General features: G+C 62.2%; 22 protein-coding genes. 14 read left to right on the forward strand and 8 right to left on the reverse strand.

The window, feature by feature from the left end; all coding sequences use genetic code 11:
* A partial coding sequence (locus EN993_RS10495) for a ribonuclease E/G (RefSeq protein WP_164757605.1) occupies positions 1-2,515 on the reverse strand: 2,515 nt, incomplete at its 3' end.
* Positions 2,516-3,170: 655 nt separating this feature from the next.
* Between EN993_RS10495 and EN993_RS10500 the strand changes: the two genes are divergently transcribed.
* From EN993_RS10500 to EN993_RS10535, 8 genes are all read left to right on the forward strand, one after another.
* On the forward strand, positions 3,171-4,433 hold the full coding sequence (locus EN993_RS10500) for an N-acetylmuramoyl-L-alanine amidase (protein ID WP_127263154.1): 1,263 nt from the start codon (positions 3,171-3,173) through the stop codon (positions 4,431-4,433).
* A 213-nt stretch (positions 4,434-4,646) separates the two neighbouring features.
* On the forward strand, positions 4,647-7,091 hold the full coding sequence (locus tag EN993_RS10505) for a penicillin-binding protein 1A (protein WP_109671694.1): 2,445 nt from the start codon (positions 4,647-4,649) through the stop codon (positions 7,089-7,091).
* Positions 7,092-7,208: 117 nt separating this feature from the next.
* Positions 7,209-8,340, forward strand: a protein-coding gene (gene prfB / locus EN993_RS10510; RefSeq protein WP_109671693.1) for a peptide chain release factor 2 whose coding sequence is annotated in 2 segments (ribosomal slippage) — positions 7,209-7,274 and positions 7,276-8,340 — 1,131 coding nt in all. Because the reading frame shifts where the segments join, the coding sequence is not laid out codon by codon here.
* 90 nt (positions 8,341-8,430) lie between these two features.
* Positions 8,431-8,853 (forward strand): GFA family protein, encoded by a 423-nt coding sequence (locus EN993_RS10515; RefSeq protein WP_109671692.1) that lies wholly within the window; start codon positions 8,431-8,433, stop codon positions 8,851-8,853.
* A 192-nt stretch (positions 8,854-9,045) separates the two neighbouring features.
* A complete protein-coding gene (locus tag EN993_RS10520; protein WP_109671691.1) occupies positions 9,046-9,423 on the forward strand; it encodes a hypothetical protein in 378 nt (125 codons plus the stop codon).
* Positions 9,424-9,537: 114 nt separating this feature from the next.
* Positions 9,538-9,906, forward strand: a complete 369-nt coding sequence (locus EN993_RS10525) for a GFA family protein (RefSeq protein ID WP_109671690.1) — start codon at positions 9,538-9,540, stop codon at positions 9,904-9,906.
* Between the two features lie 175 nt (positions 9,907-10,081).
* Positions 10,082-10,732: an OmpA family protein gene (locus EN993_RS10530; RefSeq protein WP_013531371.1), complete on the forward strand. Its 651-nt coding sequence runs from the start codon at positions 10,082-10,084 to the stop codon at positions 10,730-10,732.
* Between the two features lie 247 nt (positions 10,733-10,979).
* Positions 10,980-11,585, forward strand: coding sequence for a hypothetical protein (locus EN993_RS10535; protein WP_109671689.1), 606 nt, complete (start codon positions 10,980-10,982; stop codon positions 11,583-11,585).
* A gap of 134 nt (positions 11,586-11,719) precedes the next feature.
* On the opposite strand, the gene EN993_RS10540 is transcribed toward EN993_RS10535, so the two are convergent.
* Together EN993_RS10540 and EN993_RS10545 are read right to left on the reverse strand one after the other, a co-directional pair.
* On the reverse strand, positions 11,720-13,306 hold the full coding sequence (locus tag EN993_RS10540; RefSeq protein WP_164548698.1) for a DEAD/DEAH box helicase: 1,587 nt from the start codon (positions 13,304-13,306) through the stop codon (positions 11,720-11,722).
* 192 nt (positions 13,307-13,498) lie between these two features.
* Entirely contained in the window at positions 13,499-14,272 is a 774-nt protein-coding gene (locus tag EN993_RS10545) for an NAD kinase (RefSeq protein ID WP_109671687.1), read from the reverse strand.
* A 788-nt stretch (positions 14,273-15,060) separates the two neighbouring features.
* Here EN993_RS10545 and EN993_RS10550 point away from each other — a divergent pair.
* The 6 genes from EN993_RS10550 (at position 15,061) to EN993_RS10575 (ending at position 21,297) form a co-directional block, all read left to right on the forward strand.
* Positions 15,061-16,143, forward strand: a complete 1,083-nt coding sequence (locus EN993_RS10550; protein WP_127263155.1) for an ABC transporter ATP-binding protein — start codon at positions 15,061-15,063, stop codon at positions 16,141-16,143.
* Between the two features lie 4 nt (positions 16,144-16,147).
* Entirely contained in the window at positions 16,148-17,068 is a 921-nt protein-coding gene (locus EN993_RS10555) for an ABC transporter permease (protein WP_109671685.1), read from the forward strand.
* Complete coding sequence (locus EN993_RS10560) at positions 17,061-17,861, forward strand: ABC transporter permease (protein WP_127263156.1); 801 nt, start codon at positions 17,061-17,063, stop codon at positions 17,859-17,861. Before EN993_RS10555 ends, EN993_RS10560 begins: the two co-directional genes overlap by 8 nt.
* A gap of 40 nt (positions 17,862-17,901) precedes the next feature.
* Complete coding sequence (locus tag EN993_RS10565) at positions 17,902-18,936, forward strand: extracellular solute-binding protein (RefSeq protein WP_109671684.1); 1,035 nt, start codon at positions 17,902-17,904, stop codon at positions 18,934-18,936.
* 91 nt (positions 18,937-19,027) lie between these two features.
* Positions 19,028-20,455, forward strand: coding sequence for an amidase (locus EN993_RS10570; RefSeq protein ID WP_109671683.1), 1,428 nt, complete (start codon positions 19,028-19,030; stop codon positions 20,453-20,455).
* A gap of 140 nt (positions 20,456-20,595) precedes the next feature.
* Positions 20,596-21,297 (forward strand): TetR/AcrR family transcriptional regulator, encoded by a 702-nt coding sequence (locus EN993_RS10575; protein WP_127263157.1) that lies wholly within the window; start codon positions 20,596-20,598, stop codon positions 21,295-21,297.
* A gap of 4 nt (positions 21,298-21,301) precedes the next feature.
* Here EN993_RS10575 and EN993_RS10580 read toward each other — a convergent pair whose 3' ends face one another.
* From EN993_RS10580 to EN993_RS10600, 5 genes are all read right to left on the reverse strand, one after another.
* Positions 21,302-22,063: an MBL fold metallo-hydrolase gene (locus tag EN993_RS10580; RefSeq protein ID WP_127263158.1), complete on the reverse strand. Its 762-nt coding sequence runs from the start codon at positions 22,061-22,063 to the stop codon at positions 21,302-21,304.
* Positions 22,064-22,065: 2 nt separating this feature from the next.
* Complete coding sequence (locus tag EN993_RS10585) at positions 22,066-23,130, reverse strand: ABC transporter ATP-binding protein (protein ID WP_127263159.1); 1,065 nt, start codon at positions 23,128-23,130, stop codon at positions 22,066-22,068.
* Complete coding sequence (locus tag EN993_RS10590; RefSeq protein WP_127263160.1) at positions 23,127-23,909, reverse strand: ABC transporter permease; 783 nt, start codon at positions 23,907-23,909, stop codon at positions 23,127-23,129. Before EN993_RS10590 ends, EN993_RS10585 begins: the two co-directional genes overlap by 4 nt.
* 1 nt (position 23,910) lies before the next feature.
* Positions 23,911-24,756: an ABC transporter permease gene (locus tag EN993_RS10595; RefSeq protein ID WP_127263161.1), complete on the reverse strand. Its 846-nt coding sequence runs from the start codon at positions 24,754-24,756 to the stop codon at positions 23,911-23,913.
* 13 nt (positions 24,757-24,769) lie between these two features.
* Positions 24,770-25,502 (reverse strand): extracellular solute-binding protein (locus EN993_RS10600; protein WP_127263162.1); only part of this gene is annotated, 733 nt, incomplete at its 5' end.

A 25,502-nucleotide genomic window follows, 5' to 3' on the forward strand; every position in this document is an offset into this window, starting at 1 on the left:
CCTCGGCCTCGCCTTCACCGTCTTCGCGGCGGTTGCGCTTGCCGCCGCGCTTGCCGCGCCGGCGCTTCTTGCCCGGGCCTTCATCCGAAGTGCCCTGGCTTTCGTCCGACGCTTCAACCGTTTCCGACGTTTCGGCAACACCAACAGTGGCGTTGTCGTCCGCTTCCGCGTCGCTATCGCTGGCGGCCGAGTCGGAGAACTCATCGGCTGACGCCGAGACGGAACCACCGTCCGCAGGGGCGCCATGTTCGCGGTCGCGATCCTTGCCACCGCGACGACGCCGACGCTTGCGACGCTTGCGGTCGCGGCCTTCGCCTTCCTCGCCACCGGCGGCAGGCCGCGGCTGTTGTTGCTGCGGCTGCTGGCGTGGCTGTTCGGCCTGCACCGGCGCTTCATCGTCTTCCTCGACGACGACAATCTCGTCCTCGGGCTCTTCCGGCTCGACATAAGCCGGGAAGCTGCGCGCCTCGACAAAGCCTTCCGGCTTTTCAGCCAGCGCGCCGCGGAAGATCGCATAGTGCTGCGCACCGACCGAATCGTCGGCCTCGACGGTGATCGTCAGCCCAAAGCGGCTTTCGAGTTCCACCAGCGTGCCGCGCTTGTGGTTGAGTACATAGAGTGCGGTCGCCGCTGGCGTCCGCACCGTGATGTGGCTGCGCGAATCCTTGAGCAGAAATTCCTCGATCGCCCGCACCACCATCAGCGCGACCGACGAATCGGAGCGCACATGGCCGGTGCCGCCGCAATGCGGGCAGGGCTTCATGGTCGATTCCAGCACGCTGGCGCGGATGCGCTGGCGTGACATCTCCATCAGGCCGAAATGCGAGATACGGCCGACCTGGATGCGCGCACGATCGTTCTTGAGGTGATCCTTCAGCCGCTTCTCGACGGAGCGGTTGTTGCGGTTCTCCTCCATGTCGATGAAGTCGATGACGATCAGGCCGGCAAGGTCGCGCAGCCTGAGCTGACGCGCGACTTCCTCGGCCGCTTCCAGATTGGTGTGGAGCGCGGTGTCCTCGATCGAGTGCTCCTTGGTGGAGCGGCCCGAATTGACGTCGATGGCAACTAGCGCCTCGGTCTGGTTGATGATGATGTAGCCGCCGCTCTTCAGCGTCACCTGCGGCTGCAGCATGCGGTCGAGCTGCGCCTCGATGCCGTTGCGCACGAAGATAGGCGTCGTGTCGCGGAACGGCTGAACCACTTTGGCGTGGCTCGGCATCAGCATGCGCATGAAGTCCTTGGCCTCGCGATAGCCTTCCTCGCCGGAGACAAGAATCTCGTCGATATCCTTGTTGTAGAGGTCGCGCACCGAACGCTTGATCAGGCTGCCTTCCTCATAGACCAGGGCGGGAGCCGTGGACTGCAAGGTGAGATTGCGGACATTTTCCCAAAGCCGCATCAGATATTCGTAGTCGCGCTTGATCTCGGCCTTGGTGCGGCTCTCGCCGGCGGTGCGCAGGATGACGCCCATGCCTTGCGGCACTTCGAGATCGGCAACGACTTCCTTCAGGCGCTTGCGGTCCACCGCGCTGGTGATCTTGCGCGAAATGCCGCCGCCGCGCGCCGTGTTCGGCATCAGCACCGAATAGCGGCCGGCAAGCGACAGATAGGTGGTGAGGGCCGCGCCCTTGTTGCCGCGCTCTTCCTTGACGACCTGCACCAGCAGGATCTGCCGGCGCTTGATCACTTCCTGTATCTTGTACTGGCGGCGCACCGGCTTGCGGCGATTGCGCACTTCTTCCAGCGCATCCTCGGCACCGACCGATTCGACCTCGTGATCGTCCGGATGCGAGGACTGTACTTCCTCGAGCATGCCGCGATCATTGTCGCCTGACGTGGCTTCGCTGCCCTGTTCCGCTTGGGGAACGGCTTCGGAAATCACATCGCCTTCGACCGCGGCGGCGATCGATGTCGGGCCGCCTTCGCGGGGCTCTGCTTCGTCCTGGTCAGTTGAAGCTTCCTCATGCTCGGACGCGTCGGCATGCCCCGAGGCATCCGAATGTTCCGATGTATCGGCTGCGTGTTCGATGATCTCGGAGGTGTGGGAGATCTCTTCGACAACGACGTCGCCATTGTCGCTGCCTTCGCTTGCCTCGTCGGAATCGGCTGCATCGCGCTTGTGCTCACCGCGGTCGCGGGGCTTGCCGCCGCGCCGGCGGCCGCGCCGTCCACGATCGCGGCTCTGGCGATCATCGCCGTCGCCGTCCTCGTTTTCCTCGTCCTCGGCCTCCTGCGCTTCGGCGCGCAGCAGTGCCTGACGATCGGCGACCGGAATCTGGTAGTAGTCAGGGTGAATTTCACTGAAGGCGAGAAAACCGTGACGGTTGCCGCCATATTCGACAAAGGCTGCCTGAAGGGAGGGCTCTACGCGCGTTACGCGGGCTAGGTAGATGTTTCCTTTGAGCTGCTTCTTGTCCTGGGATTCAAAGTCGAATTCTTCAATACGGTTACCGCGAACGACGACAACGCGTGTTTCCTCCGGGTGGGAGGCGTCTATCAGCATTTTGTTGGGCATTATTTCGTTTCCCCCCGGCAGCCGTCAGCCGCAGCTTGCGAGGCAATGCCTGCTGCTGCGTGTCTGGAGTGTGGGTGCCGGATATCTTAACGTCCGCCGGCCGTCGCTTGAGCGCCATGGCGGTGCCGCCCGCAGCCACAATGGCGCGGTTTGATGCGGACCTTTCCATGATTGCGCTTGAAGCCATCGTCACCAGCAGAACCTTTTGAACCAAAGCCCGGACGAACCGGACCAGCTTGTTTGCTCATACAGAGCCGGCGCGGGAACAAACCCGGCCGTTTTCCTCACGCAGGCGATTCCCCCGCCACGGGCGCACACCTGCGAAATTCGTCGCGATCACCTGAACCCTTTTCGCGTGAAGCGAAAGGAGCCGCCTTTTTCATCTGACCCTGTAGCAGGAAGCTGCGGAGGAGGGCGGTTCCAGGATTGCAGTGATCCACCATCGCTTTTATGATTTGGCGGGGTGGAAGGCAACCCCGATTTCCGATGCCGGCAAAAAGCAGTTCCGTAACGTAAGTCTGGGTTACGATCCTTGCATGAAAAGGCTTGGTTAACCTTCTCTGGATACCAATCGTTAATCGAGTTCGCGGCCTAACCGGCATTTCGACGAAACGACCGGGCGCCTGGCGCCAAACCGGGAGCGACTGGAAGAGAGATGGGACTGGCAGACTTCACAGACAAGGGATGTCGTGTTGGCGGCCGGATTCTCTGCGCCTTCCGCCTCTTGCTGCTGCTGGCGATCTGTTCTGCCTTTTCCTCGATTGCCAATGCCGCCGACGCTCCGCTGGTGGCAAAAGGCTACAAGATGGCCGGCGATGCCACCAAGATGCGCATCGTCATGGATTTCGATCGCGAACCCGATATCAAATGGTTCCTGTTGCGCGGCCCCAACCGCCTTGTCATCGATCTCGCCAATACGAGATTCGCCATTGACGCCAAGGATTTGAAAGCACGCGGCCTGGTCAAGGGTGTGCGCCTGGGCGAACTCGGCGAGGGCGTTTCGCGGCTGATCCTCACCGGCAAGGGACCGTTCGCCGTCGACAAGCTCGATGTGCTCAAGAATGAGGACGGAACCGGCTACCGCATTGCCATCGACATGTCGGCAGTCTCCGCACGCGAGTTTGATGCCGCACTTGCAAATCAGGCGCTGACCACCGGATCGACGGTTTCGACCGACAAGGGAGGGCGGGTCGGCACCGGACCGGTGTCCAATCCGGGCCATCGTTTCACCGTGGTCATTGACCCCGGCCATGGCGGCATCGACGGCGGCGCCGAGGGCCTGAACGGCACCATCGAGAAGAACGTCACGCTGGCCTTCGCCACGGAGCTGCGCGACAAACTCGCAGCCGTCGGCAATTACGATGTGTTCATGACGCGCGACACAGACGAATTCCTACGTCTGGACGATCGCGTGCGCATTGCCCGGCAGCATGAGGCCGACCTGCTCATTTCCATCCATGCCGACACAATCAGCGTCAAGGGCATTCGCGGCGCCACCGTCTACACCGTCTCCGACAGGGCTTCGGATCCCGAGGCGCAGGCGCTTGCCGACCGAGAAAACCTCTCCGACCAGTTCGCCGGCATGGAGATCAAGAACGACAAAAAGGAAGTCACCGACATCCTGATCGACCTGATCCGCCGCGAAACGCACAATTTCTCGATGAGTTTCGCCCACACGCTGGTCGGCCAGCTGTCGACCAGCGTCGGCCTTATCAACAATCCCCAGCGTTCGGCGGGCTTCAAGGTGCTCAAGGCACCCGATGTGCCGTCCGTGCTGGTCGAACTCGGTTACCTCTCGAACGCCAAGGACGAGGCGCAGCTGCTCAACGCCGACTGGCGGGGCAAGGCCGCCCAGAGCATAACCAATGCCGTCGCGCTTTTTGCTTCAGCCAAGGCCGGACCGGGAACCGGAGGCTGACATGCCTGGCGGCGCCTGCAACCAGAGGCGGCGTTGCGCGACGACAACACCCGGTGCTTTTATTTCCGGCTCGCGGCCGCGAAATCCGGCATTGCCGTATTTTGTCCACATGGTGGCGACAAGGGTTTTCGATTACGGATTGGGACCGGCTCGAAAGCTTGCGCGAAAGGCGGCTTCGTTTAGGAAATTCCCGAACCAAGGACTGGAGCGGGTATGATTCGTCTCATTGGCTATTTTTTTGGCATCGGCACGACGCTGGCCCTTCTGGTCGCGGCGGGCGTTGCGATCTACATCGGCCATGTGGCAAAGGATCTGCCTGACTACGAAGTGCTGGCCAAGTACGAGCCGCCGGTGACTACCCGCATCCATGCCTCGGATGGCTCTCTCATGGCGGAATATGCGCGCGAACGGCGCCTATATTTGCCGATTCAGGCGATCCCCGACCGTGTCAAGGCGGCCTTTCTGTCGGCCGAGGACAAGAATTTCTACACCCACCCTGGCGTGGACATAACGGGATTGGGCCGCGCGGCGCTCACTTACGTTTCGGGTGGACCGATGCAGGGCGGTTCGACGATCACCCAACAGGTTGCCAAAAACTTCCTCCTCACTAACGAGCGCTCCCTGGAACGCAAGGTCAAGGAGGCCATCCTTTCGTTTCGCATCGAACAGGCCTATTCCAAGGACCGTATCCTTGAGCTTTATCTCAATGAGATTTTCTTTGGCTTCAACGCCTATGGTGTCGCCGGCGCCGCACTGACCTATTTCGACAAGTCGGTGAACGAATTGACTGTGGCCGAGGCCGCTTATCTGGCATCGCTGCCGAAAGGTCCGGCCAACTACAATCCCTTCAAGCATGCCGATCGCGCGCTTGAGCGGCGAAACTGGGTCATCGGCCAGATGGTCGAGAACGGCTACGTCACCCCCGAAGAGGGTGCGAAAGCGAAAGCCGAGCCGCTTGGCGTTGCCCCGCGCCGCACCGGCTCCTATCTTTTCGCTGGCGAGTATTTCACGGAAGAGGTTCGCCGGCAGATCATCGCCCGCTATGGCGAGAACGCGCTCTATGAGGGCGGCCTGTCCATTCGCACCACCCTTGACCCGAAGGTCCAGCTCATTGCCCGCACGGCGATGCAGAACGGTTTGATGAAATACGACACGCTGCGCGGCTATCGCGGACCGGTGAAATCAATCGACGTGTCCGGCGATTGGGGCGTCCCGCTGGGCGCCGTCAAGGGGCTGGAGGATGTTCCCGAGTGGTCGCTCGCCGTCGTGCTCGACAGTTCGGCGACAGGCCTGTCGATCGGCCTGCAGCCCGCGCGCCAGGCATCCGGCGACATCGTCAAGGAACGCGTCGAAGGCACCGTCAGCAAGGAGGACATGGGTTTTGCCATGCGCCATGTGGTCGACGGCAAGACCGTCAAGGCCAAGTCGCCGGCGGAGGTGTTGAAGCCGGGCGACGTCATCTTTGTGCAGAAGAACGATGGCTCCGACAATGCCTACAGCCTGCGCCAGGTTCCAGAGGTTGAGGGCGGCCTGATCGCCATGGATCCGCATACCGGCCGCGTGCTGGCCATGGTCGGCGGGTTCTCCTACGCGCAGTCCGAATTCAACCGCGCGACGCAAGCCATGCGCCAGCCGGGCTCCTCGTTCAAGCCGATCGTCTATTCGGCGGCGCTCGACAATGGCTATACGCCGGCTTCGGTGATCATGGACGGGCCGATCACCATCCAGAGCGGCAACACGACCTGGACGCCGAAGAACTACGACGGGACCGTCGCTGGTCCGGCGACTCTGCGCTCCGGCATCGAGAAGTCGCGCAACCTGATGACGGTGCGGCTTGCTAATGACATGGGCATGAAGCTGGTCGTCGAATATGCCGAGCGCTTTGGCGTCTACGACCATCTGGCGCCCTATCTGCCGATGGCGCTGGGCTCCGGCGAAACGACCGTGATGCGCATGGTGTCGGCCTATTCGATCATGGCCAATGGCGGCAAGTCGATCAAACCGTCGCTCATCGACCGCATCCAGGATCGCTACGGCAAGACGGTGTTCAAGCAGGATGAACGTGGCTGCCAGGGCTGCAATGCGCCCGAATGGCAGAACCAGCCGGAGCCTGAACTGGTCGACAATTCTGAGCAGGTGCTCGATCCGATGACGGCCTACCAGATCACTTCGATGATGGAGGGTGTCGTGCAGCGCGGCACCGGTGCCACCATCGGCGAACTTGGCCGCCATATCGCCGGCAAGACCGGAACGACGAACGACGAAAAGGACGCCTGGTTCATCGGTTACACGCCCAACCTCGTCGTCGGTCTCTACATGGGCTACGACACGCCGCGCGGCCTGGGTCATGGCGCCACTGGTGGTGGTCTCGCAGCACCAATCTTCAAGGACTTCATGCGGGTGGCGCTGGACGGCACGCCGAATGTCGACTTCAAGGTGCCCGAAGGCATGAACCTGGTCGCCATCAACCGCAAGACCGGCATGCGTGCCGCATCGGGCGATCCGGGCACCATCATCGAAGCCTTCAAGCCGGGCACCGGTCCCGCCGACAGCTATTGGGTGATCGGCATGGGCGCCGACGGCTCCAATGCCACCGGTGGCGCGCTGTCGCCGCAGGCCAATCAAGCCATCCAGTCCGGCGGCGGCGGCCTCTACTGACGATTTTCATGAGCGGATGGGCTGGCCTTGCGCCAGCCCATTTTGCTTTACAGCCGGCGGCGGCCTCCCTATGTATCGCGCCGACCGATTTCAGCAAACAGGACAGAACAGCCAGCCATGCGCGCGGAAACGCAGAATATTGTCGACGAGATCAGGCAGGCGATAACCCTGCTGAGGAGGCATCTTTGACTGGGATCAGGCCATAAAGCGGCTTGAATACCTCAATGTGCGCGCCGAGGATGCCAGCCTCTGGAACGAGCCGCTGGAAGCGCAGAAGCTGATGCGCGAACGCCAGGGCCTCGAAGAAGGCATCGCCTCGGTGAAAGGTCTGACGCAGGCGCTGGAAGACAATATCGGCCTGATCGAGCTCGGCGAGGAAGAACGCGACGAGGGCGTCATCGCCGAGGCTGAAGCCGCGATCCGCTCGATGCAGGGCGAGGCGAAGGCGCGCCAGGTCGAGACGCTGCTGTCGGGTGAAGCCGACGCCAACGACACCTATCTCGAAATCCATGCCGGCGCCGGCGGCACCGAAAGCCAGGATTGGGCCTCGATGCTGCTGCGCATGTACACGCGCTGGGCCGAGCGACGCCGCTTCAAGGTCGAGGTGCTGGAAGTGCATGACGGCGAGGAGGCCGGCATCAAGTCCGCCACGTTGATGATCAAGGGCCACAATGCCTATGGCTGGATGAAGACGGAATCGGGCGTGCATCGCCTGGTGCGTATTTCGCCCTATGACAGCAATGCGCGCCGGCACACGTCCTTCGCCAGCGTCTGGGTCTATCCGGTCATCGACGACACGATCGAGATCGACGTTTCCGAATCCGACGTCCGCATCGACACCTATCGCTCGTCCGGCTCCGGCGGCCAGCACGTCAACACCACCGATTCGGCGGTGCGTATCACACATCTGGCCACTGGCATCGCCGTCGCCTGCCAGGCCGAACGTTCACAGCACAAGAACAAGGCCAAGGCCTGGGAAATGCTGCGCTCGCGCCTCTACGAGGAAGAGCTGAAAAAGCGCGAGGCGGTTGCAAACGCCACCGAAGCGTCGAAGAGCGACATCGGCTGGGGTCACCAGATCCGCTCCTATGTGCTGCAGCCCTATCAGCTGGTGAAGGATCTCCGCACCGGCGTCGAGAGCACCAGCCCGTCGAGCGTGCTCGATGGCGACCTCGACGATTTCATGGAAGCCTCGTTGTCGCAGCGCATCGAAGGCGGTGCCGGTGAAGCCGTGGCGGACCTGGACTAGTGTATGCTCATATTCAGGTGAGGCCGGCCTGCAAACTCGGGCTGACCTGAATCTGAACATACCCTGCGCACCACAGCGACGGAGGAGAGAGTGCCGAGCAAGCTCACCGGAAAGTGCTTTTGCGGCGCGGTTCACTACGAGGTCGCCGACGAATTCATCTATGCTGGGAATTGCCATTGTTCGAACTGCCGGCGCACCACCGGTTCGGCCTTCAAGCCTTTCGCCGGCATCGAACGCGGCAAGTTTGCCCTCACCGCGGGGCAAGACAAGCTCCTGATCTTCGGCGACGAAAGCGGCCATGACGCGCATTGCGGCCGGTGCGGCTCCTTGCTTTATTCGCTCGTGCGCGATGGCGCCTACGTCCATGTCGCCATGGGAACCCTCGTCGACGATCCGGCCATCCGTCCGACCGCGCATATTTTCGTCGGCTCGAAGGCCGGCTGGTTCACCATCGCTGACGATCTGCCGCAGTATGAAGAGCACGTCGTGGCAGCTGGATCCGTCGACGAATAGGCTTCGGCCGGCCACGCAGCAATTTCTTGCGTCGACTCACATTTGCGCTCACCATCACGGCATTGAGGGGAGACAAAAAGCATTTATGGCCGGTCGCGGCATATCTGCAAGCTGACGATCTGGCCGCTGGGAAGACACGTTCCGGGAACGGGCAAGCGAAACGCTTGACGCTCGTTTGAAAGGAACGTTTCCATGTCTGCTGCCACATCCAGATCGGCCAATGCCGTTCAACCGGCTGGCCGACTTTTGTTTTCCCTGCTCGCAATCGGCGCGACCGCAATGCTGACGGCACCTGCCTTCGCACATGACGCCACGCCCACGGCGGCAAAGCCGCAAGGCTGGAGTTACCCATTCGCATGCTGCGCCAACTATGATTGTCGCACCACCCATACCGGCGAAGTGTTGGAGAAGCCCGAGGGCTATGTCATCGCCGGAACGGGTGAGGTCGTTCCAATGAGCGACAAGCGCGTCAAGGACAGCCCGGACGGCGAGTTTCACTGGTGCGCGCATCAGGCCGGTCTCGACGCTGGCAAGACAATCTGCCTGTTCGTGCCGCCGCGCTCTTATTGACGACAGGCCGGGTTTCCGTGGTTCGGTGGATGCCTGCTGACAGACAGTTGTCAGGAGCACCTCCTTATGCTGCCTTTGCCGTACAGAGCGGCGGGCGACAGGAGGAGTTCGTTGATGACCATCAAGGCAAGCTGTCATTGCAAGGCGACGACATTCGAGGTTTCGCAGGCACCGCGGACGGTGACGCAATGCACCTGTTCGTTCTGCTCGAAACGCGGCTCGCTCTGGGCCTACTACGTTCCATCGCAATTCAAGCTTACCAGCCCGCCGGAGAACGTTTCTGTCTACGAGTGGGGGTCGAAAACCGTAAGGCACGGTTTTTGCGCCACCTGCGGCTGCGGCACCTTTACCGAAACGCCGGACTGGTCGACCGGCGAGCCGGATTTCGACAATCCCAAGATCAGCGTCAACTCGCGGCTGTTCGACGATTTCGATCTCGACAAGGTCGAAGTGGTGATCATCGACGGCAAGAATCTCTGGTAGCCTGATCAGGCCATTCCGGCACGGCGATGCGGCGCTTTCGTCGGGCATTAGTCCTCCGGGAAAAGCCATGGGCGGCGCTTTTGCCGTTCCGCTTTTCGCCGCAATTCATGGTACAAGTCGCGGGAAGGGCTGATTTGGCGCCACCGCAAGGCGTGACTTGGAGAGGGACGATCCTATGAAAAAGACTGTGCTCGTCGTCGTGGCGACGGCTGTGCTCGTGAGTGCCTGCACCACCACCGATCCGTATACCGGCGACCAGAAGATTTCCAACACGGCGGCCGGCGCCGGCCTTGGCGCCCTGGCGGGTGCCAGCCTTGGCTTGCTTGCTGGCGGCAATGACCGCCGCAACGCGCTGATCGGCGCCGGCATCGGCGCGCTGGCCGGCGGCGCCATCGGCGCCACCATGGACCAGAACGAAGCCGAACTGCGCCGGCAGCTCGAGGGCACCGGCGTCAGCGTCACCCGTAGCGGCGACCAGATCATCCTCAACATGCCGTCGGACATCACCTTCAACTCGGATCAGGATGCGGTGAAGCCCGGCTTCTACCAGGTGCTGAACTCGGTTGCGCTGGTGCTGAAGAAGTTCAAGCAGACCACGGTCGACGTCTTCGGCCACACCGATTCGACCGGCGGTGACCAGCACAATTTCGACTTGTCGCAGCGCCGCGCGCTGGCCGTCGCCAACTATCTGTCCGGCCAGGGCGTCGATCAGCGCCGCTTCGCCGTCACCGGTTTCGGCAAGACGCGTCCCGTCGCGTCCAATGCGACAGCCGAAGGCCGCGCCCAGAACCGCCGTGTCGAGATTCAGTTGTCGCCGCTCACCTGAGCTGTTCGGCAAATCAATGCGAAACGGCCCCCGCGTGGGGGCCGTTTTTGCTTGAGCTGATGTCGGCGCTCTTCAGATGGAGCACCATAGGATTAGTCTTTGCTAAAATAAGAGCTTTCGCGCAGCCATGCAAAGGAATAGCATCATCGCTGTTCCGGAGGGGATGAGGCGGTACAAACTGGCCGCGCAATCAGCATTTTTCCGCCTCGGTCTTGCACGGCCAGATCAGAAAGTCTGGGAGGAATGCATGGCAAGAACAGCCACCCTTGGGCGCTGCGGCGTCCTCGCTTTAACAAGTCTCGCAAGCGCATGGTTGGGCATCGCTACGGCCCTGGCCGAGGACGCCAACAAGGCCGACATCGATGCCTTGAAAAAGTCGCTCGCCAAATATGAGGACTACACCGCCGCCGTCCGCGACCTTTATCTGTCGACAGTCGGCTGCGTCTATTACAGCGGAGAAAAGATACCGGGCGCGATGGATTACCCGAAGGGCGCCATGGGTATCCATTTCGTCAATGTCCCGAGTGTCGGCCAGAAACTCGACCCGATGCACCCCAATGTGCTGATTTACGAACCGACCAAGAAGGGCCTGCGCCTGGTGGGCGTGGAATGGCTCGTGCCGCTGACGCCGGACATCAAGGCACCGCCGAAGCTGTTTGGCCAAACCTTCATGGGCCCGATGGAGGGACACTATCCGCTCATCCCGAAAGAGTTCGTCCACTATGATCTTCACGCCTGGCTCGGGGACAACCCGAACGGCATGTTCAGTCCGACGAACCCGAACGTGAAATGCAACAAGGCCGAGTTTCCGATGCTGGAAAAGCCGACCAAGATGATGCCCGGGCCAATGTAACGGGCGAACCAGGCTGATCCATGTCGACGTGAACAGAGACTTAAAGCGGGTCGTTTGAACCCGTTCAGACGCGACACGCTTTAGGAGCCTTGCCGAGAAGGCAAGCCGGATGGCTGGCTTGCCTTCGCTCGGGGTCAGACCTTGGCGACGATCCGCATGAAGGCCGGCATGTCATCGCCGAAGCCGACGGTGGAGTCGTTATCTTCCTGGTGGCGTTGGCGGGCAGGGCGGTTGCTGTCGCGCTGCGGCCTGGTGTCGCCGCGTTCCGGTGCGCGCTGCTCGTTGCGATCGGATGATTTGCGCTCGGTGTTTTCCGAACGGATCGCTTCCTTGCGCGAGCGCCGTTCGCCGATGTCGGCGACCGCGGTCTCGACCACATCAGGCTGCTCCTCGCGTACCATTGCCGGTGCCGCATCTTCGCTTGGCCTGGCGTGGCGTTCGCGCGGTTTGCGCTCACCCCGGTCCTTGCGGTCATCGTCCTTGCGGCCGGCACGGCGCGGGGCGCCCTTGCCACGGCGCGGAGCGTCGTCCTCGCCGCCTTCGCTGGCGACCACTGTCGACAGGTCGCCGTCATGCCATTCGATCTTGTTGCCAATCAGCCGCTCGATGGCGTCGATGTACTTGGTATCCGACTTGGTCGCGATGGTGAAGGATTTTCCAGAGCGCCCGGCGCGGCCAGTGCGGCCAATGCGGTGGACATAATCCTCGGCATGGATCGGCACGTCGTAGTTGAAGACGTGGCTGACATCCGGGATGTCGAGGCCGCGCGCGGCGACGTCGGAAGCGACGAGGTAGCGCAGCTTGCCGTCGCGGAAATTGGCCAGCATCTGCATGCGCGCGCGCTGGTCCATGTCGCCATGCAACGCACCGGCGTCGAAATCATACTTCAGCAGCGAGCGGAACAGCTCCGACACTTCGACCTTGCGGTTGCAGAAGATGATGGCGTTCTTCAGTTCCGCATCTTCGGCCTTGATGAGGTTGCGCAATGTCTCGCGCTTGTCCCATGGCTTGGAGCCGGATTTGACCAGCCGCTGGATGATGTTGGTCGCCGCGGACGCGGCCTTCGAGACTTCGACGCGCACCGGCGCATGCAGGAACTTTTCGGTGAGCTTGGTGATTTCGGGCGGCATCGTCGCCGAGAAGAACAGCGTCTGCCTGGTGAACGGAATCATCTCGCAGATGCGCTCGATGTCGGGAATGAAGCCCATGTCGAGCATACGGTCCGCTTCGTCGATGACGAGGATCTCGACGCCGTTGAGCAGCAACTTGCCGCGTTCGCGGTGGTCGAGCAGGCGGCCGGGCGTCGCGATCAGCACGTCGGCACCGCGCTCCAACTTCTTGTCCTGTTCGTCGAACGACACGCCGCCGATCAGAAGTGCGATGTTGAGCTTGTGGTTCTTGCCGTATCTGATGAAATTCTCTTCGACCTGTGCGGCGAGCTCGCGCGTCGGCTCCAGGATCAGCGTGCGCGGCATGCGGGCACGAGCCCTGCCTTTTTCGAGGCGGGTCAGCATTGGCAGCACAAAGGAAGCCGTTTTCCCTGTGCCGGTCTGGGCGATGCCCAGAATATCCTTACCGAGCAAGGCGTGCGGAATGGCACCAGCCTGGATCGGCGTCGGCTGGGTGTAGCCGGCGTCGGTGACTGCGGAAAGGACCTTCGGCGACAGGCCGAGGTCTGCGAAGGTCAACGCTTCTTGAGCGGTCGTGGTGTCTGAGGACAAGTGTTGTTGTCTTTGGCTGGTTCGGGGAAGCGCAACGGCGTCTGTCGCGGCAAGCGCCACGCGCCTGCAAGATTGGTATTGCGATTAGGCGCAAGCCCGCGATTTGTCAACAGAAACGGGCGGCATTGGTGCGATTGTGAAGTTGTAACCTTAATCGGGATGCTTAATCGAGGTGTTGGTCACTGCGCCGGCTCAGTAGCGGAACTGCTCGGCCAGAATGCGCTCGTTCCAGGAATGATTGGGATCGAACAGCAACGTTGCTGTCGCCGTTGGTGATTCCCGTACCGTTACCGAGGTCACCGCCTTGACCTCGGTATGGTCGGCGGCGGCGTTCACCGGCCGCTTTTCCGGCTCGAGAATGTCGAAGCGCACGGTCGCCTTGTTGGAGAGCAGCGCACCGCGCCAGCGGCGCGGGCGAAACGGGCTGACCGGGGTCAGCGCCAGCAGTGGCGCATCGAGCGGCAGGATCGGCCCGTGCGCCGAAAGATTGTAGGCGGTGGATCCGGCAGGCGTCGCGATCATCACGCCGTCGCAGCTCAGCTCCTCGAGCCGGACCTGCTCGTCGACGGTGATACGGATCTTGGCCGTCTGGTAGGATTGGCGCCACAGCGCCACCTCGTTGATCGCCAGCGCCGAAACCGTTTCGCCGTCCGAGGTGACGGCCAGCATCTCCAGCGGGCGGATCGTTTCGGCGACGGCGGCCGCGATACGCTCGGTGAGGCCACCGGACCGGTATTCGTTCATCAGGAAACCGATGGTGCCACGGTTCATGCCATAGACCTTCTTGCCGGTCCCCATCGTGTCGCGCAGGGTCTGCAGCAGGAAGCCGTCACCGCCAAGCGCAACGACGATCTCGGCATCCTCGACGGAGGATTGGCCATAGCGCGCCGACAGGCTTTCCAGCGCCGTCTTGGCGTCAGTGGTGTCGGACGAGACGAAGGCGATACGGCTGGCGGCTTTGCTCATGGCTCCCCGATGACGACCGGTTGGCAGCGGCCGGTTGCTGGGCCGCGCCAGCGCCGGGGTAGCATGGGCGGGGTGCGTCTGCAAAGGGAGCCGCTATTCCGTGACAAGCCATCCCGGATGGCAAGGCGGCCGCGCAACGGCGGGATGCGGACTTGCCGTTCGCGCATCATGTCAAAGGCTACGCGAATGTGATGGTTAAGACCGGGCTTAAGCTCTCGTAAAGCCAGGTCGGCCATGTTAGCCGGCAGTGGATGGGTGGCGTGGGGGCTAGCCAGTCGAGGCCGACCTATTGCCGGTAACACGCCTGATCATCGTCTTCCTGATGTTGGGAAGCTTCGCGCTTCTCTTTGCCGAACTGGTGCGCCAGTCCGAAGAGACGAGCTTCCGACCTCAGCCCACGGCGTCGCGCTGTGGTGACGCCGCCGGAGCGCCATGCCCACAAAGGGCGCTGTAACTCCCGAGGCATATGGATCATCGGCCTGATGACCAGCGGCACGACGCCTGCGCGGCTGAGGATCTGACGCAAAGAACGTCCATTCACTGCGCCACCACCTGCAGGTTGGCGCCGCAAACTTGCCCCAATTCATCAATGGCCTCGTCCTTGACCATCTCATGACGGGTTCACCGGCGCATCGGCCACAGCATCACTGGTTGATGCCGTGGTCATGCCGGCAAAAAGATATTGACTGTATGTTTAGTCACAGTTATTCCTGAGGTCGAGGATTGAGTTGGCCAGCCGGCGTTAGCGGGTGAATGGCCACCAGGGAGAGGGGAATATCTTGACAGCCATGCGGCCCGCCGTTGAGGCGAAGGGCGTCACCAGGGTCTTTCGGGGAACCGGCCAGGATTCGGTCAGAGCGCTCGATAATGTCTCCGTCGCGATCCGCGAAAATGAATTCTTCACGCTGCTTGGCCCATCCGGCTGCGGAAAGACGACGCTGCTGCGGCTGATTGCCGGCTTCGACTTTCCGACCGACGGCGAGATCCTGCTCTATGGCCAGGACATTGCACCGCTGCCGCCCTTCAAGCGGCCGGTCAACACTGTCTTCCAGTCCTATGCGCTGTTCCCGCACATGACGGTCGCCGACAATATCGGCTTCGGTCTGAAGATGCTGGGCAGGCCGAAGGTCGAGATCGAGGCGCGTGTCGACGCGATGCTGAAACTCGTCCACATGCAGGAATTGAAGAACCGGCGCACCAGCCAGATCTCCGGCGGCCAGCAGCAGCGCGTGGCGCTGGCCCGGGCGCTCGCGCCGCAGCCGAAAGTGCTGCTGCTCGACGAGCCGCTGTCGGCGCTCGACTACAAGCTGCGCAAGGAAATGCAGATCGAGCTGAAGCGGCTGCAGCATGAGACCGGCATCACCTTCATCTTCGTCACCCACGACCAAGAAGAAGCGCTGACCATGTCGGATCGCATCGCGGTGATGTCGTCGGGCAACATCCTGCAGGTCGGCACGCCATGGGATGTCTATGACCACCCGGCGGAGCGGTTCGTCGCCGACTTCATCGGCGAGACGAACTTCCTGACCGGCACGGTCGAAAAGGCAGGCAATGGCCAGGCGCAGGTCGCCTTGCGCTCGGGTGCGAAGATCTGTGCGACCGCCGCCGTGGACTTCCGCGCCGGCAGCAATGCAACGCTGATGGTCCGGCCTGAACATGCGAAGCTCGTCAAAGGTCGTGGCGATCTGAGCGGCACGATCGAGAACATCGTCTATTTCGGCACCGACACGCATATCCATGTCCGGCTGGACGAAGGCGATGTCTTCATGGTGCGCCAGCAGAATTCGCGCAGCGCCGGCTGCGGTTTCGAAAACGGCACCAGGGTCGGCATTTCCATCGGCGATGACGCCGCCCAGTTGCTGAAGGACTAGGGCGATGGGAACCGCGAAAGAGGTCGCCGAACAGGCCGAACGTGACGATATCCGGTTGCGCTGGCTGCTTTCGGCCCCAGCGCTGCTGATCGTCTTCCTAGCGGCCCTTGGGCCGCTGTTGATCGTGGTCGTCTATTCCTTCCTGACGCCAGGCAATTACGGCGATGTGAAATGGCAGTTCTCGACCGACGCCTGGGTGAGCGTGCTGTTCGAGCGCGATGTCTTTGACGACACGCTGTCCTTCGCCACTGCGTATCTGTCGATCTTCTGGCGCTCGGTGTCGCTGTCGCTGGCAACCACTGTGCTGACCCTGATCCTGGGCTTTCCCACCGCCTATTTCATCGCCACGCGGCCGGATCACCGGCGCGACATCTGGCTGTTCCTGATCACCATACCGTTCTGGACGAACCTTCTGATCCGCACCTTCGCCATGCAGGAAGTGCTGCGCAATGACGGCATCATCAATTCAGCGCTGCAGCTGCTTGGCATCACCGACCATCCCGTCCAGCTCATGTACACCAATTTCGCCGTCCTGGCCGGCATGGTCTACGTCTTCCTGCCGCTGATGGTGCTGCCGCTCTACGCCAGCATGGAGAAGATCGATTTCCGCCTTGTCGAGGCGGGCTATGATCTCTACGCGACGCGGTTCGAGGTGTTGAGGCGCATCATCATCCCGCTGGTCACGCCGGGCATCGTCGCCGGCTCGATCCTCGTCTTCATTCCTTCGCTTGGCGCCTATGTGACGCCGCGCGTGCTGGGTGGCGGCACCAACCTGATGATCGGCAATTTGATCGAGCTGCAGTTCGGCCAGGGCCGAAACTGGCCGCTTGGCGCGGCGCTGTCGATCACCTTGATGGTGATCGTCATGGTGGCGCTGCTGTTTTATGTCCGCAACACGACCAGGTCGGATGGCGCCCATGGCTAAGCGCTTCGACGTCCGGCGGCAGAACGGCTTCGTCAGCCTGGCGATACTGTGCTTCTTCCTGCTCTACCTGCCGATCGCCACGCTGGTGGTCTACGCCTTCAACGACAACGATTCCCTGGCGATCTGGAAGGGCTTTTCGCTGCGCTGGTTCCATGTGGCCTGGAACAACGGGCTGGTGATCGAATCGTCGATCCGCTCGTTCCAGATCGCGGCCGTCGCTGCGCTGCTGGCGACGATCTCGGCGACCATGGCGGCACTGGCGACGACCCGGACCAAACCCTATCGCGGACTGACCTTCAAATACGCCTTCATCAACCAGCCGCTCATGGTGCCGGAGATCGTGACCGCGGTGGCGTTGCTGATCGTGTTTTCGCGCATCAAGATCTGGACCGGCTATTCCGGCCTCGGCTACCTCATCGCCGCGCACACCGCTTTCTGCGTCCCCTTTGCCTATCTGCCGATCCGGGCGCGACTCGAAAGCATGGACCTGGCGCTCGAAACCGAGGCGGCCGACCTCTACGCGACCAAATGGAAGACGTTCCGGCACGTGACCTTGCCGCTGCTTTGGCCGGGCATTCTGGCCGGGCTGATGCTCGCCTTCGTCGTCTCGCTGGATGACGTCGTCATCACCGAATTCGTCAAATCCGGTGGCCAGGACACGCTGCCCACCTACATGCTCGGCCAGATCCGCCGCGGCGTCACACCCGAGATCAATGCAATCTCGACAGCCTTCCTGGTGCTGTCGATCGGCATCGTCACCGCTTTCTTTTTCGTCAGCCGGAAACGGACCTGAGGCCGTAACGCCGCCGGTCCCAACAATGGGAGCATGGAGCATGAACTGGAAACTGACCGCGACGGCCATCGGGCTGTCGTTGCTGACTGTCACGGGCGTGGCCCGTGCCGAGGGCGAGCTCAACATCTACAATTGGGGCAACTACACCAGCCCCGACCTGATCAAGAAGTTCGAGGAGACCTACAAGGTCAAGGTCACCGTCACCGACTTCGATTCCAACGACACTGCACTTGCCAAGATCCGCCAGGGCGGCGCCGGTTTCGACATCGTCGTGCCTTCGGCAAGCGTCGTTCCGATCTGGATCAGCGAAGGCCTGCTGCTGGAGACCGATCCCAACAACATGGAGAACTTCAAGAATATGGACCCGAAATGGGTCGACGTGCCATTCGATCCGGGCCGCAAATACACCGTTCCATGGCAATGGGGCACGACCGGCGTGTCGGTCAACAAGTCGGTCTATTCCGGCGACATCAACACGTCCGCGATCTTCCTCGACCCGCCGCCCGAGCTCGTCGGCAAGATCAATGTCGTGCCCGAGATGGGTGACATCATGTTCCTCGCCATCGCCTATGAAGGCGGCCAGTACTGCACGGCCGACAAGGTGGTGCTGAAGAAGGTGCGCGACAAGCTGGTCGAGGCCAAGGCAAAATGGCTGTCCTTCGACTACGGCGCCGTCGATGGCCTGGGCAAGGGCGACATCGCCGCCGGGGTCAACTGGAACGGCATATCGCTGCGCCAGCGGTTGCAGAACGACAAGATCGCCTATGGCTATCCCAAGGAAGGCTATCCGATCTGGATGGACAATGTCGCGGTGCTGAAGGACGCCAAAAACGTCGAAAATGCCAAGCTCTTCCAGAACTTCGTCATGGATCCGCAAAATGCCGCTCTGATCTCGGCCTTTGCCCGCTATGCCAACGGCATCAAGGGCTCGGAAGCCTTCATGCCCGCGGACATGAAAGGGGTGCCGGAAGTCGATGTTCCCGCCGAGTTCGCCGCCAAGGGCCAGTTCATGCAGGCCTGTCCGCCGGATGTGCAGGCGCTCTACACGAAAATCTGGACCGACCTTCAGAAATGACCTGATCCGGGTTCTCCGCGCCGCACACGCGGCGCGGCCACCTCCTGTCTATTCATGCCAAACGCGATCCGCCGATCGCAGGAGACTTCCCATGACCGATCTCGACCTTTGCTACATGCCGGCCAGCGAGGCGCTGCGGCTGTTCAAGGCGAAGAAACTTTCGCCTGTCGACTTGATGCAGGCCACCATCCGCCGCGCCGAGGCCACCAAGCCGACGATCAACTGCTTCACCTTCACACATTTCGATGAGGCGATGGATCTGGCCAGGAAAGCCGAGGCGAAATACGCCAAGGGCGCCCGCACCGGGGCGCTCGAGGGGCTGCCCATCGGCATCAAGGACGAGAGCTATATCAAGGGCAAGCCGACATCGAACGGCTCGCTGCTGTCGAAGGATGCCATCGGTGGTCATACCTCGACGATGAACGAGCGCATCATCAAGGCCGGAGGCATCGTCCATGCCCGTACGGCGACGCCTGAATTCAGCTGCGCCGGCTACACCTGGTCGAGACGCTGGGGCGTGACGCGCAATCCGTGGAATCCGGATTTCACCCCTGGCGGTTCGTCGGGAGGTTCCGCGGCGACGCTGGCTTCCGGCACGTCGTCGATCGCCACCGGCTCGGACATTGCCGGATCGATCCGCATTCCAGCGTCGGCCTGCGGTCTTGTCGGCTTCAAGCCGCCCTATGGCCGCAATCCGGACGAGCCGCCGTTCAACCTCGACTTCTACTGCCACACCGGACCGCTGGCGCGAAACGTCGGGGATGCGATCCTGCTGCAGAACGTCATGTCCGGACCGAGCCCGCTCGACATCGCCACGCTGCGCCCAAAACTGCGCCTGCCGCTGGATTACAAGCCGATCAAGGGCTGGAAGATTGCTTTCTCGATGGACCTTGGTTCTTTCGAAGTGGATGCCGATGTGCGCAAGAACACGCTTGCGGCCTGCGATGTGTTCCGCTCGCTTGGCGCCACGGTCGAGGAAGTCGATTTGGGCTGGGGCGATGACGTGCTCAAGGCCGGCATGGCTTATCTCGAACATCTCTTCGGCGCCTCGCTGTCGCAATTGCTCAAGGAGCACGGCAAGGACATGACGACCTATGCCAGGCAGTTCGCCGAGGACGGGCAGAAGTCCAAAGCCGCGGATTTTGTCGGGACCCTCGACGTGGCGGCCAGGATGTACCAGACGCTGGGGCCGCTGCTGGAGACCTACGATGTCCTAATCTGCCCGACCAACGCGCTTCCCTCCGTGCCGGCGGAGTTCGATCAGACCACGGGTACGGTTGAGATCAACGGCAAGCAGGTGAACCCGTCGCTGGGCTGGGTGATGACGACGCCGTTCAACATGATGAGCCGCTGTCCTGTTCTGTCCGTGCCTTCGGGCCGGGCGGCGAGCGGCGTGCCGACAGGCATCCAGATCGTCGGCCGCACCTATTGCGACGCCGATGTTTTCCGGGCGGCCATGGCCTATGAGACGGCCAAGGGACAATGGTACACAAACACCGAAACGCGCCCGTCGCTCTGATCGGGCGATGCGGCCCTTGCCGCGATGGTGCTTGATCTCCGGCTTCGCTTGTGGTGAGCCGACGCCGGGCACCTCGAATAGACGGATCCGTGGCGGCACCGGCGATCGCCGCCACAAGGTCCGAAAGGAACTGGACGAAGATGGCGCAACAAAAGGCTGCAGCGGCAAAACGCAAAGGCGCAATGGCCAAGGACGGGGTTTCGGCAAATGATGCCGCGCCGCCCAAGGACCGTCGGCGCGAGCGCGGCGAAGCCAGCGTGCAGCGGATCATAGACGCCACCATCGAACTCATCGCGGAGGAGGGGCTGGCAAGCGTCACCATGCAGCGCATCGCCGAGCATGTCGGCTCGTCCAATGCCCTGGTCGTCTTCCATTTTCGCAGCAAGGAGAACCTGTTCCGGGCCGTCCTGCAGTATCTCAGTGATCGATACGATGAATTGTGGGTTACGCTGGTGCGGGCGCCCGGCTTGTCGCCGGTCGAGCGCCTGCTCGGGGCGGTCAACTGCGCGCAAAACTTCGCCCGGCAGCATCCGAACTGGGTTTCGGTCTTTGTCGTGTTCTCCAGCGACCGTAAGAGCATGCAGATCTACAATGAAATCGGCCTGCCGAGCGACCTTGCCTACACCGCCGAGGCGCGCGAGCTGCTGATCGAGATTTCACGCAGCGGCGGTTATACTGGCGTCGACATAGACACCCTGTCGGAGAGCCTGAATTATCTGGTTCATGGCGCCTGGTATTGGGATCACCTGAACCCTCGCGGCCGTGACACCAACGTGCTGCGCAAGACCATGCTGCTCTTGCTGCATCAGGCGTTCCCGCGGCATTTCGAACTGATGCGCTAGATCCTTAGACGCCCTGCCGCAGATGGCAGCCGGCTTGCCGCTTCTGTTCCAGATACTCGTCAACAAGCTGGCGGTAGCGCACCTTGCCGAAACTCGGGAAATGTCCGCCATGCACGACCGAGACATCGAGATCGCGCAGGCGCATCAGCGTCGCCATGTAGTCTGATATGTCCGAATGGTAGACATCGTCGATCAGCGGGCCGTCATAGATGATGTCGCCGGACAACAGGATGCCCGTCCTGTTTTCGTAGAGCGCGATGCCGCCGGGTGAATGGCCAGGCGTGTGGATCACCTCGAAGGCACGGTCGCCGAGATCGACGACATCGCCCTGTGCGAGCAGGCGACCGGCAGGTGCGGGCAGAATATTGTAGCGAGCCGTATCCCAGCCTTGTGGCATACCGTCGAACATCTCGTCGGTCGCATAGGTGCCGGCGGCGGTCCATTCATTGCGCGGATCGGCGAGGATGTCGGCCTCGGCCGCGTGCACGCAGCGGTCGGGAAATTCGTGGTGGCAGCCGATATGGTCGAAATGCGTATGGCTGGCAACGCAGGTCAGCTTGCGCTCGCTCACCAGCGGCACGTGACGCCGGAGGCTGAAATGGCCAAGCCCGGTGTCGAACAGAAGGTCGCGGTCGCGGCCACGCACATGCCACATGTTGCAGCGGAAGAACGGTTTTATCCACGGCTCGTGGATCAAGGTCACGCCATCGCTCATGCGGATGGTCTCGTACCAGTCTGGTGCCTCGATGAGCGGAAGCGTTGCCATGTTCAATCCGTCAGCAGGATGATCCGGTCGGTATCGCAGGAAATCGCGACCGTGTCGCCCGGCTGGACGGTCGCTGTCGCGGGCAGCTTGGCGATGAATTGCACCGAAGGATCTTCGATGGAAGCCGCGAGCACGCGCTTGAAGCTGCCCTGGAAGACGACGTCGCTCACCCCGGCCGTGCCGAGCCTGACACCGCCTGCAGCTGTGCCGAGGACAAGATGCTCCGGCCGTATGGCCAGCGCAACGGCGGAGCCTACTGGTAACGCGCCGGGCAGTGAAACCGCCCCAACCGGCGTCGCGACAGTACTTGTCCGGTCCGTGGCCTCCGTGACCGTGCCGGCGAGGATCGTGCTCTCGCCCATGAAGGTGGCGGAAAAGCGCGTCGCCGGTCGCGCGTAGACGCGCTCGGGCGGTCCTTCGTCCTCGATGCGGCCGTCATTCATCACCACGCAATGGTCGGCCAGCGCCATCGCTTCTTCCTGGTCGTGGGTGACATGGATGAAGGCGGTGCCGACGCGCTTCTGGATTGCTTTCAACTCATCCTGCATCTGCCGGCGCAGCTTCAGGTCGAGCGCGCCGAGCGGCTCGTCGAGCAAAAGCACCGCCGGTTCGATCACCAGCGCACGGGCCAGCGCCACACGCTGCCGCTGGCCGCCGGAAAGCTGGTGCGGTTTCTTGTCGAAGGCGGAAGCGAGGCCAACCAGCGCCAGCGCCTCGCGCGCCTTTGCCGCGCGCGTCGTGCCGTCGACACCCTGCATGCGCAGGCCGAAGCCGACATTGCTGCCGACGCTCATATGTGGAAACAGCGCATAGTCCTGGAACACCGTCGTCGTCGGCCGCTTGGCCGGCGGCACCGCGGTGCAGTCCTCGCCACGGATGAACACCTTGCCTTCGCTGGGGGTGACGAAGCCGCCGAGAATGGACAAGAGCGTCGTCTTGCCGGAGCCCGAGGGCCCGAGCAGGATCGTGTAGCTGCCGGGCTCGATCTTCAGCGAGACATCCTTCAGCACGGTGTGCTGGCCGAAGCGATGCGAGACACTGCTGATGTCGACAAGGGGCGCGCTCATGCCGGCTTTCTCCGAAGCAATGTCAGTTCAAAAAACACCACCAGGACGATGGAGACGGCGAAGACCAGCGAGCCGACCGCATTGGTCTTGGGGTTGAGGCCGGAACGCAGCAGGTTCCAGATTTCGACGGGCAACGTGGTGTCGAAGCGGGTGAGCAGGAAGGAGATCACGAACTCGTCCCAGGAGAAGGTCATCGACAGGAAGAAACCGGCGAAGATAGCCGGCGCCATGACCGGCACGGTGATCAGCAGCAGCACCTTCCATTCCGGCGCGCCGAGGTCGCGCGCGGCGCGTTCGATGTTGATCTGGTGGTCGCCCATCTGGCTGTAGATGATGGCGAAGCACAGCGGCAGGTTGATCACGACATGGCCGATGCCGGCGGCCAGCAGCGATTTCGGCACGCCGGCCCAGTTGAACAGCACCAGAAGCCCCATGCCGATGATGAGATAGCTGACCGTCAGCGGTAGCGTGATCAGGCCGCGCAGCAGTCCGGAGCCGGGCAGGACAAAACGCGCAAAACCCCAGGCGGAAAGGAAGCCGAGCGTGACGGCGGCGACCGACGAGATGGACGCCACCAGCAGCGAATTGACCAGCGCCGAGGTCAGCCTGACATCGGAGAGCACCGCTTCGTACCAGCGCAGCGATGGCCCGGTGAAGGGCGGGATCGGAAACGACGTCGCCTGCAGCGAAAACAGCACCAGCACGATAACCGGCAGGAAGATGAAGCCGTAGACGGCGATCGCGTAGAGCCAGGAGGCGATGCGGACGAGCTGGCGCATCTCAGGCCCGCTCGATCTTCAGCCAGCGGGCGCAGGCGAGGTAGGCAATGGTGACCACCGCCATCAGGATGATCGACAGCGCCGAGGCCAGCGGAAAGTCGCCGCGCCGGCCGATCTGCATCATCACCAGCTGCGGCATCAGCAGCTCGTTGTTGCCGCCCAGGATCTGCGGCGTGATGTAGTCGCCGATGCACAGCACGAAGGTGAGGAAGGCGCCGACCATGATGCCGGGCAAGGTCAGCGGCAGCACGACATGCAGGAAGGTGCGCACCGGCCCGGCGCCGAGATCGGCCGCCGCTTTGCGGTAGCTCGGGCTCAACTGCTTGAGGTTGGCAAAAATCGTCAGCGTCAACAGCATGACGAAGAAATGCACGAAGCCGGTGACGGTGGCGAAACGGGTGTTGGCGAGTTGCACCGGTTCGGCAAACAGGCCGGAGCCGGTCAGCGCACGGTTGACGACGCCGTTCTGCGCCAGCACCAGCAGCCAGGAGTAGGAGCGCACGACATAGGAGGTCCAGAACGGCAGCACCGCCAGCATCAGCGCCAGCCGCTGCCAGCGCTCCGGCACCTGTTCGGCGAGGATCCAGGCAAAGGGGTAGGCGAGCAGCACCGAAACCATTGTGACGATGGCGGTTACTTGCAGCGAGTTCACCATCGCCTGCCAGTAGGAAGGGTTGGTGAAGAACTGGCTGTAATTGGACGCCGTGAAGCCGCCGCCGTCATGCGCCGTCAGGCTGGAAAACCCCATGGCGATGAAGGGCAGCACGAAGAACAGCAGCGTCCAGCCGAGCGCCGGCGTGACCAGCGCCCAGGGCAGGGCGTTTCCGTCCTTTGCCGAGGTGCTCATGAGCGCTATCTGCTCATTTCGCCTGCAGCATTTCGGTCCACATGTCCTGCATCTTCTTGTCGAGATCGGCGTTCGGCGCCGGATAGGCCTGGGCGCGCGCCAGGAAGCCGGGCTGCTCGTCGAAGCGCAGGACCTTCTTCTGGTCGTCGGTGAGTGCTGCCTTGGTGTTGGCCGGCATGCCCCAGTAGCAGGACGAGGTAGCAAGGCGCGCCTGGCCTTCCGGGCTCATAATGTACTGGATGAATTTCAGCGCCACGTCCTTGTTCTTGGAATCCTTGAACATGGCCAGCGACTGCGACCACAGAACCGCACCTTCCTTGGGGATGGAGAAGTCGAGCGCCGGGTTCTCCTTGGCTAGGCCCGCCGTCACCCATTCGCCGCCGCCGACCAGTATGTCGACCTCGCCGGTCGCCAGCGCCGTCTGGCTGGCGGTCACTTCGCCGACCAGCTTGGCATTGGCTTTCATCTTCAAGAGCTCGTCCTTGAGGGCGGGCAGGTCGGCTTCGGTGAGCTCAGCCGTCTTCTTGCCGATGGCGAGTGCCGCCATGCCGATGACCGGCAGGTAATAGTCGTAGATGGCGACCTTGCCCTTGTACTTGTCGCCGGTGAGCGCGGCCATCGACTGCATGTCGGCCGGATCGACCTTGGTCTTGTTGTAGCCGATCGTGTTGTAGCCGAACTTTTCGGTGATGCCGTAGCGCTTGCCGCCGATCACGGTGGAGCCGTCCATCTTCACTTGCGGGAAC

Origin of the sequence: Mesorhizobium sp. M7D.F.Ca.US.004.01.2.1 (assembly GCF_003997785.1) — a bacterium.
Lineage (GTDB): Bacteria > Pseudomonadota > Alphaproteobacteria > Rhizobiales > Rhizobiaceae > Mesorhizobium > Mesorhizobium loti.